At 61.8% G+C, this 16,109-nt stretch carries 17 protein-coding genes; 16 read left to right on the plus strand and 1 reads right to left on the minus strand.

The genetic code is table 11. The features are described from left to right. The first annotated feature begins 38 nt into the window (after nt 1-38). From AAFM31_RS12290 to tatB, 4 genes are all read left to right on the plus strand, one after another. Entirely contained in the window at nt 39-416 is a 378-nt protein-coding gene (locus tag AAFM31_RS12290; RefSeq protein WP_341708226.1) for a hypothetical protein, read from the plus strand. Between the two features lie 167 nt (nt 417-583). Then, a complete protein-coding gene (locus AAFM31_RS12295) occupies nt 584-2,632 on the plus strand; it encodes a PhoX family phosphatase (RefSeq protein ID WP_341708227.1) in 2,049 nt (682 codons plus the stop codon). Between the two features lie 103 nt (nt 2,633-2,735). Next, nucleotides 2,736-2,957 carry a Sec-independent protein translocase subunit TatA gene (locus tag AAFM31_RS12300; protein WP_341708228.1) on the plus strand — a complete coding sequence of 74 codons (222 nt, stop codon included), beginning with the start codon at nt 2,736-2,738 and terminating at the stop codon, nt 2,955-2,957. A gap of 28 nt (nt 2,958-2,985) precedes the next feature. Continuing rightward, on the plus strand, nt 2,986-3,246 hold the full coding sequence (tatB, locus tag AAFM31_RS12305; RefSeq protein WP_341708229.1) for a Sec-independent protein translocase protein TatB: 261 nt from the start codon (nt 2,986-2,988) through the stop codon (nt 3,244-3,246). A gap of 29 nt (nt 3,247-3,275) precedes the next feature. Here tatB and AAFM31_RS12310 read toward each other — a convergent pair whose 3' ends face one another. Continuing rightward, entirely contained in the window at nt 3,276-4,760 is a 1,485-nt protein-coding gene (locus AAFM31_RS12310; protein ID WP_341708230.1) for an alpha/beta hydrolase, read from the minus strand. A gap of 443 nt (nt 4,761-5,203) precedes the next feature. On the opposite strand from AAFM31_RS12310, the gene gspC reads away from it, so the two are divergent. The 12 genes from gspC to AAFM31_RS12370 are packed head-to-tail and all read left to right on the plus strand — an operon-like array spanning nt 5,204 to nt 16,099. After that, nucleotides 5,204-6,070 carry a type II secretion system protein GspC gene (gene gspC / locus AAFM31_RS12315; protein ID WP_341708231.1) on the plus strand — a complete coding sequence of 289 codons (867 nt, stop codon included), beginning with the start codon at nt 5,204-5,206 and terminating at the stop codon, nt 6,068-6,070. Between the two features lie 5 nt (nt 6,071-6,075). Next, nucleotides 6,076-8,121 (plus strand): type II secretion system secretin GspD, encoded by a 2,046-nt coding sequence (gspD, locus tag AAFM31_RS12320; protein WP_341708232.1) that lies wholly within the window; start codon nt 6,076-6,078, stop codon nt 8,119-8,121. A 3-nt stretch (nt 8,122-8,124) separates the two neighbouring features. Further along, nucleotides 8,125-9,630, plus strand: a complete 1,506-nt coding sequence (gspE, locus tag AAFM31_RS12325; RefSeq protein WP_341708233.1) for a type II secretion system ATPase GspE — start codon at nt 8,125-8,127, stop codon at nt 9,628-9,630. A 2-nt stretch (nt 9,631-9,632) separates the two neighbouring features. Next, nucleotides 9,633-10,844 carry a type II secretion system inner membrane protein GspF gene (gene gspF, locus AAFM31_RS12330; RefSeq protein WP_341708234.1) on the plus strand — a complete coding sequence of 404 codons (1,212 nt, stop codon included), beginning with the start codon at nt 9,633-9,635 and terminating at the stop codon, nt 10,842-10,844. Continuing rightward, complete coding sequence (gene gspG, locus AAFM31_RS12335) at nt 10,844-11,311, plus strand: type II secretion system major pseudopilin GspG (protein ID WP_341708235.1); 468 nt, start codon at nt 10,844-10,846, stop codon at nt 11,309-11,311. Before gspF ends, gspG begins: the two co-directional genes overlap by 1 nt. Beyond that, nucleotides 11,311-11,853: a prepilin-type N-terminal cleavage/methylation domain-containing protein gene (locus tag AAFM31_RS12340; RefSeq protein ID WP_341708236.1), complete on the plus strand. Its 543-nt coding sequence runs from the start codon at nt 11,311-11,313 to the stop codon at nt 11,851-11,853. Before gspG ends, AAFM31_RS12340 begins: the two co-directional genes overlap by 1 nt. Continuing rightward, on the plus strand, nt 11,840-12,229 hold the full coding sequence (gspI, locus tag AAFM31_RS12345; protein WP_341708237.1) for a type II secretion system minor pseudopilin GspI: 390 nt from the start codon (nt 11,840-11,842) through the stop codon (nt 12,227-12,229). The genes AAFM31_RS12340 and gspI overlap by 14 nt, the downstream gene beginning before the upstream one ends. Further along, the gene (gspJ, locus tag AAFM31_RS12350) at nt 12,226-12,852 is read left to right on the plus strand and encodes a type II secretion system minor pseudopilin GspJ (protein ID WP_341708238.1); all 627 of its coding nucleotides are present in this window, start codon (nt 12,226-12,228) and stop codon (nt 12,850-12,852) included. Before gspI ends, gspJ begins: the two co-directional genes overlap by 4 nt. After that, on the plus strand, nt 12,849-13,649 hold the full coding sequence (locus AAFM31_RS12355; RefSeq protein WP_341708239.1) for a hypothetical protein: 801 nt from the start codon (nt 12,849-12,851) through the stop codon (nt 13,647-13,649). The genes gspJ and AAFM31_RS12355 overlap by 4 nt, the downstream gene beginning before the upstream one ends. Before the next feature lie 19 nt (nt 13,650-13,668). Continuing rightward, complete coding sequence (gene gspL / locus AAFM31_RS12360) at nt 13,669-14,865, plus strand: type II secretion system protein GspL (RefSeq protein ID WP_341708240.1); 1,197 nt, start codon at nt 13,669-13,671, stop codon at nt 14,863-14,865. Further along, the gene (locus tag AAFM31_RS12365) at nt 14,862-15,347 is read left to right on the plus strand and encodes a type II secretion system protein M (protein WP_341708241.1); all 486 of its coding nucleotides are present in this window, start codon (nt 14,862-14,864) and stop codon (nt 15,345-15,347) included. Before gspL ends, AAFM31_RS12365 begins: the two co-directional genes overlap by 4 nt. Further along, complete coding sequence (locus AAFM31_RS12370; protein WP_341708242.1) at nt 15,347-16,099, plus strand: type II secretion system protein N; 753 nt, start codon at nt 15,347-15,349, stop codon at nt 16,097-16,099. Before AAFM31_RS12365 ends, AAFM31_RS12370 begins: the two co-directional genes overlap by 1 nt. The last annotated feature ends 10 nt before the right edge of the window (nt 16,100-16,109 follow it).

The following is a 16,109-nucleotide window of genomic DNA, read 5'->3' on the forward strand; positions in this document are numbered from 1 at the left end:
TCGGCCCACCCTGTCCCCAACCGTGCAAGGAATTGCCCATGCTGGATGCCAAACCCCGCTCCAATCTCGCCTGGATCCTGATCGTCGCCGTTGGCGTCTGGCTCGGCAATCTGCTGCACGACGTCACCCTGGTGGTAGGTGCCAAGCTGTGGGTGCAGTATGAGCTGCACAGCATCGCCAACAAGGTCGAAGAGCGAGTCGAGGAGGGCGCCGAGCACGCACGTGATTTGATGGAAGAGGGGGCCGAGAACGCCCAGGAGTGGGTTGATGGCAGCAAGGAGCGTCTGCATGACGCGCTCCCCGAGAAACCCCATTTGCCGTCCCTGCAGGAGCGTCTATGTGAGTTCTGGCTTCAGCAGCTGGAGCGTCATCCGGGTGAACGCACCGAGCGCGGGGTTGCCGAGAACTGCGAGTAAACAGCTCTGTAACAGTTGTTTCAGAGCTGTTGTATTGTCATCAAAGGGACACTGCGGTGTCGTCGGAACGCCGCTGAAAGTTCATCATTCATTGCCTGATCTGTCACGTTAGGTCGCCATCCTGTTTGGGTTTTCAAGCAAACCAAAACCCTGAGAGGAAGGAACCGATGTCCATCGAACAACGTGACCAGCTGGTTTACATCGATCACGGTGAGGGTGATGAACCCCTCAGTACCCGTAAGATGAATCCCCTGTTTTCCAGCATTCTGGAAGCCCGTCTTGCCCGTCGTCAGGTACTCAAGGGCAGCGCCGGCGCTGCGGCGCTGGGTTTTTTCGGACTGGGTCTGGCTGGTTGCAAGAGCAGCTCCAGCAGTAACGACAATGGCGCGGGTGCACCAACGCCCCCCGCGCTGCTCGGTTTTTCTGCCGTTGCGGTCAGCAGTGCCGATGAGATCGTCGTACCGGAAGGCTACAGCTACCAGGTGATCATTCCCTGGGGCACGCCGATTCTCGGCAGCTTCCCGTCGTTTTCAGTAAACAGCACCGGTGCTGATCAAGCCGAACAGGTCGGCTCGCACCACGATGGTATGCACTTCTACCCGATCAACGGCAGCTCCGATGACGGCTTGCTGGTCCTCAACCATGAGTACGTTGAACCGCGCCTGATGCACGCTGCGGCCCAAGGCGTCGCGCTGACCAGCTCCGCGTTGCCCCCATACGCAGGCCAGCGTCCGGCGGATCAGGTACGTAAGGAAGCCAATGCGCACGGTGTATCGGTTGTCCGGATCGTCAAGGGCGTCAATAACGAATGGAGCGTTCAGCCGGATGCGATGAACCGTCGTATCACCGCACTGACACCGATGGAAATCCATGGCCCGGTGCGTGGTTCTGACTTCGTCAAGACGCTGTACAGCCCGAACGGCACCATGACCCGCGGCACCCTGAACAACTGCGGTAACGGCTACACCCCTTGGGGCACCTACATGGCTGCCGAGGAGAACTGGGCCGGGTATTTCACCAACAAGGGCGACGCCCCGCGTGAGCATTCCCGCTACGGCGTCCCGACCGGCGCAACCAGCCGCTATGCATGGGAAACAGCCGATAACGGCGCTGACGAGTTCATTCGCTTTGACGCCAGTATTCAGGGCGCTGACGCAACTCAGGACTACCGTAACGAGCCGGTCTGCTTTGGCTGGATGGTCGAGATCGACCCATTTGACCCGACTAGCAACCCGAAGAAGCGCACTGCCATGGGCCGCTTCGGTCACGAGGGCGTGGTTTTTGCTCCGGCCGAGGAAGGCAAGCCGGTCGTTTGCTACTCCGGCGATGATTCGCGCTTCGAGTACATCTACAAGTTCGTGACCGCGGCGAACTACAATGCGGCCACCGCCAGCGGCAGCCTGCTGGACGAGGGTACGCTCTACGTTGCCAAGTTCAACGACGACGGCACCGGTGAGTGGCTGCCGTTGGTCTACGGTCAGAATGGCCTGGACGAAAACAATGCTACGCCGTTCACCAGTCAGGCCGACGTGCTGGTCAACACCCGTCTGGCTGCCGACTTCCTGGGTGCCACTCCGATGGACCGCCCGGAGTGGGGTGCAGTGGATCCGGCCAACGGGGATGTGTACTTCACCCTGACCAACAACACCAGCCGTAACGCTGGCAACGTCAACGAAGCGAACCCGCGTGAGGTTAACCGCCACGGTCATATCATCCGCTGGAAAGAAGACGGTGGTGATCAGGCGGCAACTACCTTCAGCTGGGATATCTTCCTGTTCGGCGGCGACAGCGGCGAGAGCGGTGTCGATACCAATATCGGCTATGACCCGAACGGCGAGGTGCTGACTGCAGACAATATCCTCAGCTCGCCGGACGGTCTGTGGATTGATCCGGACAGTCGCGTCTGGATTCAGATGGACAGCGGCTACCGCGATCCCTTCGGCAACTGCGCCATGCTGGTCGCTGACCCCACCACCGGCGATCTCAGGCGCTTCCTGGTTGGCCCGATCGATCAGGAAATTACTGGCATCACCATGACTCCGGATCAGAAGACGTTGTTTATCAACGTGCAGCACCCGGGCGAAGGTACCAGTGCGGCCGACTTTGCTGCTGGAGATTACTCCAGCAGCTGGCCTGACTATATGCCGGCCACCCGTCCGCCGCGCTCGGCCACCGTGGTTGTCTGGAAGGACGATGGCGGCGTAGTCGGTAGCTAAAACGCTGCTCAGGCAGCCCGCAGGGGCTGCCGCAGAACAGCAATACAGCAGGTCATTTCGGGGGTCGGCAGCAGCTGACCCCTGTTTTTACGGAGAAATCATCATGGGTGTAGGTGGAATCAGTATCGGCTCACTGCTGATCGTGCTGGTTATTGTCATGCTGCTGTTCGGCACCAAGCGTCTGCGCAACATCGGCAGCGATCTGGGCGGCGCGTTGAGTGGTTTTCGCAAGGCAGTGCGCGATACAGACGAGGCCCGTGACGCACTGACCATGGATTCGCAGGAGCAGGTTGCCGAGCGCAGCGAATCGCGCTCGCGCGCTTGAAGCCGGGTGCCGTATGTTTGGTAACGGCATGACGGAATGGCTGGTGGTCGGCGTGGTTGCGCTGATCGTGCTTGGCCCTGAGCGCCTGCCATCACTGGTGCGCATGGCGGGGCGGGCAACCGGCAAGGTACGCGGGCTGTGGAGTGATGTGCAGCGTGAACTGGACGGTAGTCTGCCAGCCGATGAGGTCAAGGAACTGACCGAGAGCGTGCGTGAGTTGCGTGCTCAGACCAACGTCAAACAGTTTGTTCGCCGCCTGGCGGTGGATGAAGAACGCCGCCAGGGCTGAGCCCCGGCGGCGGCTGGTTGCTGACTGACTCAGGGTGGTGGTGGGCAGGGTGGCAGTTGGTTGCGCTGAACATTGTTGCCAGCGACAGGCCCGTCAATGGTGTAGGTGCATCCAAAGTCCGCTGCGGCAACGGTCGCAGGGCTCAGCCAGTCGTCTCCCTGGGGCTTGGGTCCGCCTTGCTCCCAGTCGAGCATGGCCGCCAATGTCGCAGTGAATTCAGCCTCGGTAAAGTCGCAATGGCCTGGCGCCCGCATTGCACGCTGCACAAGCAGATCGTCACTGCCATTATCAGCCGCCCGTCGTGCGTATTCCTGTTCCATCAGAATCGGCACAAACAGATCGCCGATAGTATGTGCCGTGACGACAGGCACATCGAATTCACCGTTAACCTTAGGAATCCAGCGCAGGCCGTCATTGCGCAGATCATTGGCGCCCTCTGTTGCTGTGGCCTTGACGATCATGCTGTTGAAGTTGATTTCGTCAGTGGTTAACGGCTCGTCCAGTTCGCTTTCAAAGCGATAGGTAATGGCGTTGGTGTCGACCACGTTGTCCAGCAGGATGCCGTCGACGGTGCCATCAGAGCCAGCAAAGCTTTGCAGCAGATCCTGGAACAGACCAAAGCTGATGGGGTACATCGGTCGCTCACCACCACTTAGGTTCTTCAGCGTCTGATAGAACGCGAACCCTTCTTGAGTCAGACCACTCGGGAACTTGTTCGTGGTGTAGTCGTTCCAGAGCACGGTGCGAGCGTTGGCGACCATCGTAGCCGCCTCTTGCTGAGTCAGCGGGAACTCTTCAATCGGGTTGCCTGACAACGCCGCCAGGGCGATGGTGTAGCTGGCGAAGAAGTTGAACAGCTCGGTATCGCCAACGACACCGCACATCGGTGCAGACCCTGAGTAATTGACGACATTATTGGCGGTCGCCAGCGTTTCCCGTTCTACCGCCGCAGCGGCAATATGGCCGCCCATGGATACGCCGGTTATGTAGTATTTATCCGGCGGATCCAGTGGGCGTCCGTTATCGGCGGCAATATCGGTGAACGCCAGTGCCAGAGCGTTGGTATCCTCAAGGCCAGCGCGAACATCGTAGAAGTTGGCGCTGTAGCTGGATGCTGCCCAGGCGTAGCCTTCGTCAAGCAGATAACGGCGCATCGGCGGGTTGTCGACGGTGAGCTGATCGACATTGTTAATACGAAAACCGTGGGTATACATCACCAGCATGCCGTTCCAGTTCTGCGGCACTTCGACGCGGTAGCCTGCTCCGTTCAAAACTCCTGACCAGCGGCTGGTGGTGTTGTAAGGCGCAGAGTCTTCGAGTGCGCCAAAGGACAGGTCATTCTCGTTAACGCTGAAGAAATCGGCGTCGAGTCGCTGTTGCTGCAACCGAACCCTGGTGTCACCCGCTTGCGGTTGGGCGTCACCGCCACCACCACCCCCACCGCTGAGGCAGCCGGTTAATGTAAGGCTGCTGATCACCATCGTCAGCAAGGCCGTTTTTTTCAACCCTGTCATTGTTATTTTCTCCGTGTGCAAGCTGTTGTTATTGGTTCGTTCTTGCCGCTCTGAGTTAAGAGCGAGTGCTGGCAAAGGGCAAGTACGAACTGTCTCATTTCGGGACGTTCTCGCGTGCGTGGATAGCTGGGCATCAGCGGGCTGGATTGCTGTAACAGGGGTATCACCCATTTGGGTGTATTTACAGGGCGGAAGGAGGGCGATTTAGCCCGAATGGGTGATGCTGGCGGCGTGGTCAGGCCGGTAGCGTCGTTGCTTCGGCCGAAGCAGTCTGGAATAACCTGTTCAGGGGGTTGCCGTGTGATTGCAGAATCGTGACAATCGAGGCGCCCTCGCAGTCATATTGCAGGCTTATAACAATAATTTTGCAAAGAAAGGTCAGTACCTTATTCCCAACTGCCCTACGCCCGATTCGGATCGGGATTCTTTGCCATGGAGAGAGCATGCCCCTGGTCGCCCGTTTTTCGCTGGAGAGCCTTGTCACGCTGGTTTGCGGTCTTTTCGTTGCGATTTCAGCGTGGATTCTCGGGCACCTGATCTGGACATTGATCGAGCCGCAAAGCGTTATGCCGGCAGCCTCCAGTCTTCCTTATTCCGTATCCTCATCCGAACGTTCTGTTGCTCAGCCCGGTTTTCGCGAGTTGGCGCTCCTGTCGCCCTATGGTCGCGCTGATCGCGCACCTGTTGCGGTTGATGCTCCTGACACCAAGCTTAGCTGGACGCTGAAAGGGGTGCTGTCCGACCCCGACCCGGCTCGCAGCGCCGCGATCCTGGTCACCCAGGGTCAGCCTGAAAAACTCTATCGCGTTGGCGCCACTTTGCCCGGGCAGGTTCGCCTGGAGCAGGTACTGGCTGATCGCGTGATGCTCATGCGCGACGGCCAGCTGGAAACTCTGCGACTCAAGCGCAATGAGCTCAACGGTTCGGGTCGCTCTGCTCGCAACGCGCGGACTGCAGCGCTGCCTGAGGTCGACGCCAATCAGACCTTGGCACCGGACGGCAATCTGGCGCGGATTGATCGTGAGGCCTGGCTGAACGACCCGCAACGTTTTGCCGAGGTGATCAGCGCCAACCCGGTGATGGTCGATGGCGCGCTCTACGGTATTGAAGTCTCACCGGCGCGCAATGCACGTGAATTTGAAGCAGCGGGCCTGAAGGCGGGTGATGTGATAACCGACGTGGATGGCACTCCGGTTTCCCAGATCGAGGACTACCGCGACATTCTGCGCGACATGTCTGGCGCCACTTCGGTGTCGGTGTCGCTGGAGCGCGACGGGCAGCCCATGAACATTACGATAACGATGGATTGATACTGATGTCGATGCAGTTTCGCAAACAACGGCTGGCGCTGGCGCTGGCGTTGAGTCTGGGGGTAGTGGGCGGTTCGGTGCACGCGCAGTCAACTGCCGGTACAGCTGATAACGCCGAGGATCTGGTGCTGAATCTGCGTGATGCGGATATCAACGGTCTGATCGAAATTGTCAGCCAGGAGACCGGCATCAATTTCATCGTTGATCCGCGCGTACGCGGTCAGGTGAATGTGGTCTCGGGTCAGCCGATTCGTCGCGAGGATCTCTACGAACTGTTTCTCAGCGTGCTGAAGTCGCAGGGCTTCGCTGCGGTGCGTGGCAGCGACGGCATGGTGCGCATCGTGCCGGAAGTGCAGGCCAAGGAGAACGAGGTCGCTGGCCTGACCGGGGATACGCCCGGCGATGAATACATCACTGAAGTTATCACTGTGAACAATATGGATGCCGGCCAGCTGGTGCGGATCCTGCGCCCCCTGGTGCCGAAAGGTGGGCATCTGGCTGCCGCTGCGGCCTCCAATAGTCTGGTGATCGCCGACACGGCAGCCAATGTGCGACGCATTCAGACGCTGATCGCGCGGATGGATCGTGAGTCCACCGAGGATTTTGAGGTGTTGCCGCTGCAGCACGCCTCGGCATTGGATGTAGTGCGCATCGTTCAAGGGCTGGATAACGCCGCGCCAGCGGAAGAATTTACCCGCGGCCCCAAGCTGATCGCCGATGAGCGCACCAACTCGGTGATTCTGCGCGGTGATCCGGAGGCACGGGCGATCCTGCGTTCGGTCGTGCGTCGACTGGACGTCGAGGGCGATCAGGGCAACACCCAGGTGCATTACCTGCGGTACGCCAAGGCGGAAGAAGTGGCCGAGGTGCTACGCGGGATTGCCGAGGGCCGGGAACGTAATCCGACCGCTTCCGGCGCCGGTAACTCAAGCGCCACATCAAGCAGCAATACGGCTGAACAGAATCGCGTACGCATTGAGGCTCACGAGAGCACCAACTCGGTTGTCATCTATGGTCCCGCCGAACTGTCTCGCGAGCTGTCATCGATCATTCGCCAGCTCGACATCCGCCGCGCGCAGGTACTGGTCGAGGCGGTCATTGCCGAAGTCTCCTACGATCGCGCCAAGGAGCTGGGTGTGCAGTGGGGTATTGGCAGCGAAGACTCGGGTGTCGGCATCATCAACTTCAACCGCAACGGCAACAGCATCGTCAACCTGGCTGCCGGGGTGAACTCCTTCCTCGAAGGCGACGTCAGCAGCCCTCCGTCGCTTGGCAGCGGCCTGAGCCTCGGCGGCATCGGCAGCATCGGCAGCACCCAGATCGCACTGCTGGTCAACGCGCTGCAGGGCGACACGGCCAGCAATATCCTCTCGACCCCAAGCCTGCTGACCCTCGACAACGAGGAAGCCGAAATCGTGGTCGGTCAGAACGTGCCTTTTATCGTCGGCCGCTCGGTTGAGGACTCTGGTCAGGCATTCGACACCATTCAGCGTGAAGACGTGGGTATCAAACTGAAGATCCGCCCGCAGATCAACGAAGGCAACGCGGTACGTCTGGAGATTGCTCAGGAGGTTTCGCAGATCGCACCGGGTACCAGCGGTGCGGCTGACATCATTACCAACAAGCGTAGCCTGACCACCCATGTGATGGTCGACGATAACCAGATGATCGTGCTCGGCGGCCTGATCGACGACCAGATGGTCGAGACCGCCGACAAGGTGCCGGGGCTGGGTGACATTCCCGGGCTCGGCCGCTTGTTCCGCTATGACACAGCCTCGCTGCAGAAGCGCAATCTGATGGTCTTCCTGCGCCCGGTGATCGTGCGCGATTCGGCCGTCGCCGAAAGCCTGACCCATGCCAAGTACAGCTACATTCGCGATCGTCAGGTGGCGGAGCAGAACCGCCGCGGGCGACTGGATGTGGGCGATGGTGTGCCGGTGTTGCCGGACTGGAACTACCTGCTGACGCTGCCGCCGCCGTTTGAGAACGCCATCCAGGGCCCAGCTGCGCCAGCCGCTATCAGCGCACCGCCCAGCGCAGGTCAGGAGTAAACGATGAGCGAGCAGGAAAGCAGCAGCGTCGCTGCGCCGGCTGCCGAGACCGGGTACCGCTACTCGCGACGGGTAGGGGTGCTGACCGGGGCCATGCGTGATGACGGCCAGCTGGAAGTCTTCGTGCGTGCCGACTGCGATCCGCAGGGGCTGCTGGAGCTGCGCCGCCGCCACGGCTGCCCATTACTGCCTATCGAGCTGGACGACGACGCATTTGCCGCGCGGTTGCGAGACCGTTACGAGCGCTCGGCCAACGATGCCATGCAGTTTGTTGAAGGGCTGGGTGACGACGCCGACCTGCTCTCGGTTGCCCAGTCGCTGGCCGAGCCGGAGGACCTGCTGGAATCGCAGGACGAGGCGCCGATTATCCGTCTGATCAACGCGCTGCTGTCCGAGGCGGTGAAGGAAAACGCCTCTGATATTCATATCGAACCGTTCGAGAATCGGCTGTCGATCCGTCTGCGGGTTGATGGTGTGCTGCGCGAGGTGCTGGAGCCGCCACGTGCGCTGGCGCCGGTCATCGTGTCGCGGATCAAGGTGATGGCCAAGTTGGACATCGCTGAGAAACGCCTGCCGCAGGACGGCCGGATCGGCCTTCGGCTGGTAGGGCGGGCGGTAGATGTGCGGGTGTCGACTCTGCCATCGGGGCACGGCGAACGGGTGGTGCTGCGCTTGCTCGACAAGCAGGCCGGACGTTTGGAACTGCGCCAGTTGGGCATGTGTCCGGAGCATTATGACGCGATGGAACGGGTGATCAGTCGCCCGCACGGCATTGTGCTGGTGACCGGCCCGACCGGCTCGGGCAAGACCACCACGCTGTATTCAGCGCTGATGCGCCTGAACGACCGCAGCCGCAATATTCTCACTGTCGAGGACCCGATCGAGTACTACCTCGATGGCATCGGCCAGACCCAGATCAACAACAAGGTCGATATGACCTTTGCCCGCGGCCTGCGCGCGATTCTGCGTCAGGATCCGGACGTGGTGATGGTCGGCGAGATCCGTGACGTCGACACCGTGCAGATCGCCATTCAGGCCAGTTTGACCGGGCACCTGGTGTTCTCCACCCTGCACACCAATACCGCCATTGGCGCCATTACCCGTCTGCGTGACATGGGTATCGAACCGTTTCTGTTGTCGTCCACACTCAATGGCGTGCTGGCCCAGCGGCTGGTGCGCACCTTGTGTCCCGACTGCCGCGTGCCGCATCAGGCCAGCAGCAGCGAGTGTCGCTTGCTGGGAGTCGACGAACAGGCACCGCCGACCCTCTACCGCGCCGGAGGCTGTAGCGCCTGCAACGGCAGCGGCTACCGCGGCCGTACCGGTATCTACGAGTTGATCGAGATCGACGACACCTTACGCGGCATGATCCACGACGGGGCCAGCGAGCAAGCGATGGTGCGCCACGCGCGTTTGGCGCAACCGGGAATTCGGCAGGACGGGGTGCGTCGGGTTTTGGCCGGTGACACCACGCTGGAAGAAGTCTTGCGCGTTACCCGGGAGGACTGACCGTGCCTGCCTTCGAATACACCGCGCTGGACGCCAGCGGCCGCACCCGCAAGGGTGTAGAGGAGGGGGACTCCCCGCGTCAGGTGCGCGGCCGGCTGCGTGAGCAGGGGCTGACGCCAATGACGGTCAGCCAGGTCGCCGAGCGCGCCGCTCTTTTGCGCATGCCGGTGCTGCAGCAGAGGATCAAGCCGCTGGAGCTATCCCTGGCGACCCGGCAGATGGCCACGCTGGCCCGCGCGGGGTTACCCATTGAAGAGGTCTTGGCGACAGTGGCTCGGCAGAGCGAGTCGCCCAAGGTGCGCTCGGCGCTGACAGCCGTGCGCACCCGGGTTATGGAAGGCCTGCCGCTGGCCCACGCACTTGGCGAGTTTCCCTCGGTCTTTCCCGTGATCTATCGCACCACCATCGCCGCCGGTGAGCAGGCCGGGCGACTGGACCTGGTGCTGGAGCGGCTCGCCGACAACGTCGAAGCGCAGAGTGCCATGCGCCAAAAGATCCAGCTGGCGATGTTCTATCCCGCCATCCTCACCTGCGTCGCGCTGCTGGTAACGGTGGCGCTGCTTACCTACGTGGTGCCCGAAGTGGTCAGGGTATTTGACGGCATGAATCAGCAGCTGCCGCTGTTGACCCGCATGCTGATTGCCGTCAGCGACACCTTACGCGATTGGGGGCTGCTGATGCTGCTGGTACTCGGCGGTCTGGGCTATGGCCTGCGTACGGTGCTGCAGCGTCCGGCCTACCAGCGGCGTTGGCACGACCTGCTGCTACGCTTGCCGCTCATTGGCCGTTTGACCCGCGGACTCAACACCGCACGCTTTGCCCGCACCCTGAATATTCTTGCCGCCAGCGGCGTGCCCTTGCTGGATGCCTTGAACATGAGTGCCAGCGTGATCACCAACCTGCCAATGCGCGAGGCGGTCAGCGAGGCGGCCCAGCGTGTACGCGAGGGCGCGGGGGTAGGCCTGGCGCTGGAGCGCAGCGGCTACTTCCCGGCGATGACCCTGAGCCTGATTAAAAGCGGTGAAAGCAGCGGTACGCTCGATGACATGCTGGAGCGCGCGGCGGAGACGCAGGAGCGTGAGCTCGAAGCCCGTATCGCGATGGTGATGGGCGTGTTTGAACCGCTGCTGATTTTAACTATGGGGGCGGTGGTGCTGGTGATTGTACTGGCGATTCTGCTGCCAATCTTTGAACTCAACCAACTGGTGAATTGATGATGAGCAATAACCACGTGCGCCGTGCCGCGCAGCGCGGCTTTACCCTGATTGAAGTAATGGTTGTGGTAGTCATCCTCGGGATTCTGGCTGCGGTGGTCGTGCCGCGGGTCATGGACCGCCCGGATCAGGCGCGCATTACCAAAGTTCAGAGTGACGTGCGTGCCATCGAAAGTGCGCTGAACCTCTACCGGCTCGACAACTTCAGTTATCCAACCACCGAGCAGGGTCTGCGGGCGCTGGTGCAGGAGCCGACTGGCCAGAATGCACCGCGTAACTGGCGTAAGGGGGGGTACCTGGATCGTCTGCAACAGGACCCGTGGGGCAACGATTACCAGTACCAGACCCCCGGTCGTGACGGTCGTCTGTTCGACCTCTACAGCTTCGGAGCGGACGGTCGCAGCGGCGGTACCGACAACGCGGCCGATATTGGTAACTGGAATCTGGAACAGAACGGCGAGCGTTGATGAACCTACGTTCCAGCTCCCATCGCGCGTGCGGCCGTCAGACCGGCTTTACACTGTTTGAAGTACTGATTGTGCTGGTACTGATCGGGGTGATGGCGGGTCTGGCGACGCTGTCGCTGGGCGATGGGGCGGAACGCGAGTTACGCCGTGAAGCAGATCGGCTGGCGACCGTCCTCAAACTGGCACGTGACGAGTTGCTGATCAGCGGTGGCAGCGAGCGGGCGCTGGGGATTCGGCGCGACAGTTACAGCCTGCTCGATCTGGTGTTGCTCGACGATGCCACCCGTGAATGGCAACCGGTGAACGATGCGCAGCTCGGGCCGCATGTCGTGACCGAAGGGTTGCTTGAACTGGATTTCGAGGCGGCCAACCAGCCACGCAGTCTATCGTCCAGCACGGTGTGGACTCCGCAGCTGCGTCTAAGCAATACCGGCGAAATGACGCCGGGGCTGATTATCCTGCGGGCGCGTGAGCACAATCTGCAGCGCTTCATTCAGGTCGAACTGACCGGCAATATCGAGGTGCTCAGTGAACGCCCGTAGCAGCCGCGGCTTCACCTTGCTCGAGGTGCTGGTGGCGCTGACGGTGCTGGCGGTAGCGCTGGGGGCGCTGGTCAAGGCGGGCAGCGATCACGCCCGCAACACCGGTTACCTGCAGGAGCGAACGTTGGCGCATTGGGCTGGCAGTAACCTGCTGGCTGAGTACGAGTCGGGCATGCGTCCGGCCACTGATGGCGAACTGGCGGGTGAGACCGATATGGGCCCCTACCGCTTCGGTTATCGCGCACAGGTCAGTGACTACACAGCCAAATCGCTGTTCCCGCTGCCCGCGGTCAAACGGATCGATATTCGCCTCTGGCTGTTGCCCGGCGATGAAAGCGACCAGCGCGCGCTGGTCAGCGGGTTCGTACTGCCATGACCTTCCCGAGTGCACAGCGCGGCTTCACCCTGCTGGAACTGCTGGTAGCGATGATGCTGTTTGCAGTGATGAGCGTGGTGGCCTATCAGGGCTTGCGCGCAGTACTAGAGACCAACGAGGTCAGCCGTGGTCATGCCAGCCAGCTTGCCGATCTGCAGGTCAGCCTGAGCGTTCTGGAACGTGATCTGGCGCAGTTGGTGGATATCCGCGTACGGGACGAGTTTGGTGATCGCCTGCCGCCGCTGCGGCTGCAGGCCAGTAGCGAAGAGCCGCTGCTGGAGATTGTCCGGGCAGGCGCCGGCGGCGAGCAGCGTCTGCGGCGTACGGCATGGCGGCTGACCGAGCGTGGCCTGGAGCGGGAATTGTGGCCGGGTGTGGATGTGGCGGACGCTGACAGTCGCCATCTGCAGCCCTTTGCCGAGCTGGTGGCCGAGGACGAGCGGCTCGGAGTTGAAACCGGCTTCCATTTCATCGTGCGTGGAGCCAGCGGTTTGGAGCGGGTCGACAGCTGGCCACCAGCGGATCTTGATCCTGAGTCCACCCAGTTGCCATTGGCGGTGGAGGTGCAGCTGGACCTGCCGCGGCTGGGTGTGATTCGTCGTCTGATTGCGGTGGGCCAATGAAACGCCGGCAGCAGGGCGTGGCCCTGATTACCGCTTTATTGATCGTTGCCCTGGCGGTGACGGCTGCGGTTGGTATGGCCATGCGTGGTCAAGCTGATATCCGCCGCAGTAGCGCGGTGTTTGAGCGTGACTTGTCGCGCGAGATTGCGCTTGGGGCCGAGAAAATGGTGTTGCAGGTGCTGGAGCAGGTCGACAGCGCTGATGAGCTGCTGTGGGACACCTGCCTGTCACCGGTGTTGCCGTTTGAGGTAGATCAGGTGAAGTTGCAGGCGACGCTGGACAACATGCGCTGCCGATTCAATCTCAACGCGCTGGCCTCCGGCGACGAACAACAGCAAGCGGAATTCGCCCGTCTCGTCGACCGGGTGGCGCAAGACTCAGGCGTGGCGATGCCCGCGGGCAGCCAACTGGCACTGGCGGTGAGTGACTGGATGAACCCGGAAACCGATGACCCGGTTTATCGACTCCAAGATCCGCCGCGGTTGTCGGCCAATCGCACCATGCTGGTGGCGTCCGAGCTGGCGTCGGTCAACGGTATGACGGCAGATGCCTGGCAGGCGCTGGCGCCCTACGTCGCCGCGTATCCGTCCGATCAGAGCCCGATTGATATAGAGCGCAGCAACGATCTGATCAAAGAGGTTTTCGCTGACCGCGCCCAGCCCGGCGATGACGCGCCTTGGTATATGCGATTGCAGATCGTAGCGCACTTCGGGGAACGCAATTTCTATCAATGCACGCTGCTCGACGCGCCTAATGGCAAGATCGTGCTGCGAGAACAGACGGCGTGCGAGCCGTAATGAAGACAGGAAGCAAGGCATGCTGATAGTGCTGTTGAGCAAACCCGACCAGCCGCTGCATTGGTGGCGGTTGGAGCGGGATGGGCAAATTCAGGAGCAGGGTTGTGATCCGCTCTCGGTGCTGCAGGGGCGTTTTCCCGGGGCGCGGATCAGGGCGTTTATGGCCGACGGCGTTAACTTGCTTCGGGCTACCCTGCCGGGACAGCGCGCTGCAGCGCTCAAGGCGGCGTTGCCCTATGCGCTGGAAGAGCAGCTGAGCCAGGATCTGGACGAACTGCATATTGTCATGGGGCCGCGTCGCAACGACGGCCGTATTAGCGCTGCGGTTGTCGAGCAGCGCCTGCTGGAAGGCTGGCTGGCCCAGTTCTCTGCCGTTGGCTTGCGCCTGGAGGCGGTGCTGCCGGTTGTCGCCGTTCCTGCCGATGCTGTTCCGGCAGCGGGGCTGCGAGTTCAGCGATCACCCTGGCCGCAGGATTCGCGCTGGCTGGTAACCGATAGCGCTGCCGAGGCGGTGCTGCTGGAGTCCGGCATGTTGCCGATTTGGCTGCGCAAGCGCGTGCAGGAGCTCGAGGAGGGCCAGCGCGCGGTTGAGCTGGCAGGCGAGCAGGCCGCGGAGTTGGAGTCGTCATTGCCGGCAGGCGTCGCTGTCAGCCGCTCGGATCAGGTGGTAAGCCTGCCACGGCTGCTCGGGGCAACTGAATTCAATCTGTTGTGCGGCCCGTTCGCAGTCAGTATGGCGCCGCCGCCCTGGCGTGCACTGCGGCCGGCGCTGTTGGCGGTGGCCGCCACGCTGGTGCTTGCGGTCGGCTGGCTGGCGGCGGAGCGTATGGCGCTTGAGCAGCAGCGTGACGCGTTGCAGGCCCGAATCGAGCGCAGTTTCTCCGATGCCCTGCCTGGTGAGCGCATGTTGGATCCGGCAATGCAGTTCCGTCAGCGCCTCAGCCTGGCTGCTGCTGCCGATGGTCAGGCCAGTGTCGGGCAGCTGCTGTATGCACTGTACGCCGCGGTGGGGCAGCAGCAGGGCGCAGAGGTGCGCCAACTGCGTGGCGGCAGCGGTGAACTGGAAGTCGAGCTCAAGATCGCTACCTTTGCCGATCTTGAGCAGCTACGCGCGACCCTTGCAGCGACTCAGGGAATTAGCGAGAGCCTGTTAGGGGCCGATTCGGACAGTGGCGCCGTGACGGCACGGCTACGCATAACAAGGAGTGGGTCATGAACGCCTGGTGGACGGCTCTGGCGCCCAGAGAGCGGCGTATTCTGGTCTTGGGCGGAGTCGCCCTGGTGCTGATTCTTGCCTGGATCGCGGTATGGGAGCCGCTGGTGCAGGGACGCAGTGCCTTGCGCAGCGATGTTGCCCGGTTGTCTGCCGAGGCAGTCTGGATGGAACAGACCAGCGATGAAGTACGCAGGCGTGCACGTCTGGAACAGCGCTCACCGGCGCTGCCAAGCGGCGGTAGTTCGGTGCTGACTCTGATCGAAGTGTCGGCCAATGCCGCTGGCCTGCGCTCGGCACTGACCCGTGTGCAGCCGGAGGGTGAGGGGGCACGGCTGATTTTGGAGTCCGTCAGCTTTGATGCTCTGATGGGTTGGCTTGCCGAGCTGGAACAGCGCCAGGGGCTGCAGGTCAGTCAGCTCGCACTGGAAGCGACCGAAGCCACAGGCCAGGTGTCCGCCCGTCTCTTGCTGGAGCGGCACTGATGAGCTGGTTAAAAGGGCGACGACTGGTTTTATTGGCCGTGGCAATACTGCTGGCGACGCTGATTGGCAACCTGCCGGCGCAGCTGGTCTGGCGTCAGGTACAGCCGCATTTGCCGGCCGATGTGGAACTGGACGGTTTGACCGGTACGCTGTGGCGCGGCAGCGTCGCTCGTATGCAGGTTGAGGGTATTGATCAGGGTGCACTGGACTGGCGCTGGAAACCTGCAGGCTTGCTCACCGCGGAGCTCGAGCTGGATCTGAGTTGGCGCCCGCGTGACGGACAGGTTGATGCAGTACTGCGCCTTGGTGCTAGCGCGGTCTCGCTGGAGAATGTGCGCGGTCGCCTGAGCGCTGCCAGTATGGCGCAGGTAAACAAGGCGCCCTTTGTACTGCAGGGGGACTGGTTACTGGATATTCCTCAGCTGACGCTGGAACACCTGCGTGAAGTTACCGCGGCCAGTGGGCGCATTGCCTGGCAGGACGCAGCGGGCGGTTTGCCAAACCCGCTGGCACTGGGCAATCTCGCCGCAGACCTGGGCGCGGATAACGGCTGGCTGGTAATGCAGCTGACAGACGCCGGCGGACCTCTCGGGCTGAGTGGTAGCGCCCGCTGGCAACCGGCCAAGCCGTTGAAGCTGGATACGCGTTTGCAGGCACGTGCTGACGCTGAACGCGATCTGGCGGCCGGCCTGCAATTGCTCGGGCGGGCAGATCCACAGGGTTGGGTGCGCTGGCGCGCTCAGCTGCAATGACAGAGATGAT

The organism is Halopseudomonas sp. (assembly GCF_038130085.1).
In the GTDB taxonomy this organism is placed as follows: domain Bacteria; phylum Pseudomonadota; class Gammaproteobacteria; order Pseudomonadales; family Pseudomonadaceae; genus Halopseudomonas.

Excerpts from the sequence above, each read along its gene's own strand:
- AAFM31_RS12340 (WP_341708236.1), top strand. The coding sequence starts at position 11,311 with ATGAACCTACGTTCCAGCTCCCATCGCGCGTGCGGCCGTCAGACCGGC.
- gspL (WP_341708240.1), top strand. The coding sequence starts at position 13,669 with ATGCTGATAGTGCTGTTGAGCAAACCCGACCAGCCGCTGCATTGGTGG.
- gspJ (WP_341708238.1), top strand. The coding sequence starts at position 12,226 with ATGACCTTCCCGAGTGCACAGCGCGGCTTCACCCTGCTGGAACTGCTG.
- AAFM31_RS12370 (WP_341708242.1), top strand. The coding sequence starts at position 15,347 with ATGAGCTGGTTAAAAGGGCGACGACTGGTTTTATTGGCCGTGGCAATA.
- AAFM31_RS12295 (WP_341708227.1), top strand. The coding sequence starts at position 584 with ATGTCCATCGAACAACGTGACCAGCTGGTTTACATCGATCACGGTGAG.
- gspD (WP_341708232.1), top strand. The coding sequence starts at position 6,076 with ATGTCGATGCAGTTTCGCAAACAACGGCTGGCGCTGGCGCTGGCGTTG.
- AAFM31_RS12300 (WP_341708228.1), top strand. The coding sequence starts at position 2,736 with ATGGGTGTAGGTGGAATCAGTATCGGCTCACTGCTGATCGTGCTGGTT.
- gspE (WP_341708233.1), top strand. The coding sequence starts at position 8,125 with ATGAGCGAGCAGGAAAGCAGCAGCGTCGCTGCGCCGGCTGCCGAGACC.
- AAFM31_RS12355 (WP_341708239.1), top strand. The coding sequence starts at position 12,849 with ATGAAACGCCGGCAGCAGGGCGTGGCCCTGATTACCGCTTTATTGATC.
- AAFM31_RS12290 (WP_341708226.1), top strand. The coding sequence starts at position 39 with ATGCTGGATGCCAAACCCCGCTCCAATCTCGCCTGGATCCTGATCGTC.
- AAFM31_RS12365 (WP_341708241.1), top strand. The coding sequence starts at position 14,862 with ATGAACGCCTGGTGGACGGCTCTGGCGCCCAGAGAGCGGCGTATTCTG.
- AAFM31_RS12310 (WP_341708230.1), bottom strand. The coding sequence starts at position 4,760 with ATGACAGGGTTGAAAAAAACGGCCTTGCTGACGATGGTGATCAGCAGC.
- tatB (WP_341708229.1), top strand. The coding sequence starts at position 2,986 with ATGACGGAATGGCTGGTGGTCGGCGTGGTTGCGCTGATCGTGCTTGGC.
- gspC (WP_341708231.1), top strand. The coding sequence starts at position 5,204 with ATGCCCCTGGTCGCCCGTTTTTCGCTGGAGAGCCTTGTCACGCTGGTT.
- gspG (WP_341708235.1), top strand. The coding sequence starts at position 10,844 with ATGATGAGCAATAACCACGTGCGCCGTGCCGCGCAGCGCGGCTTTACC.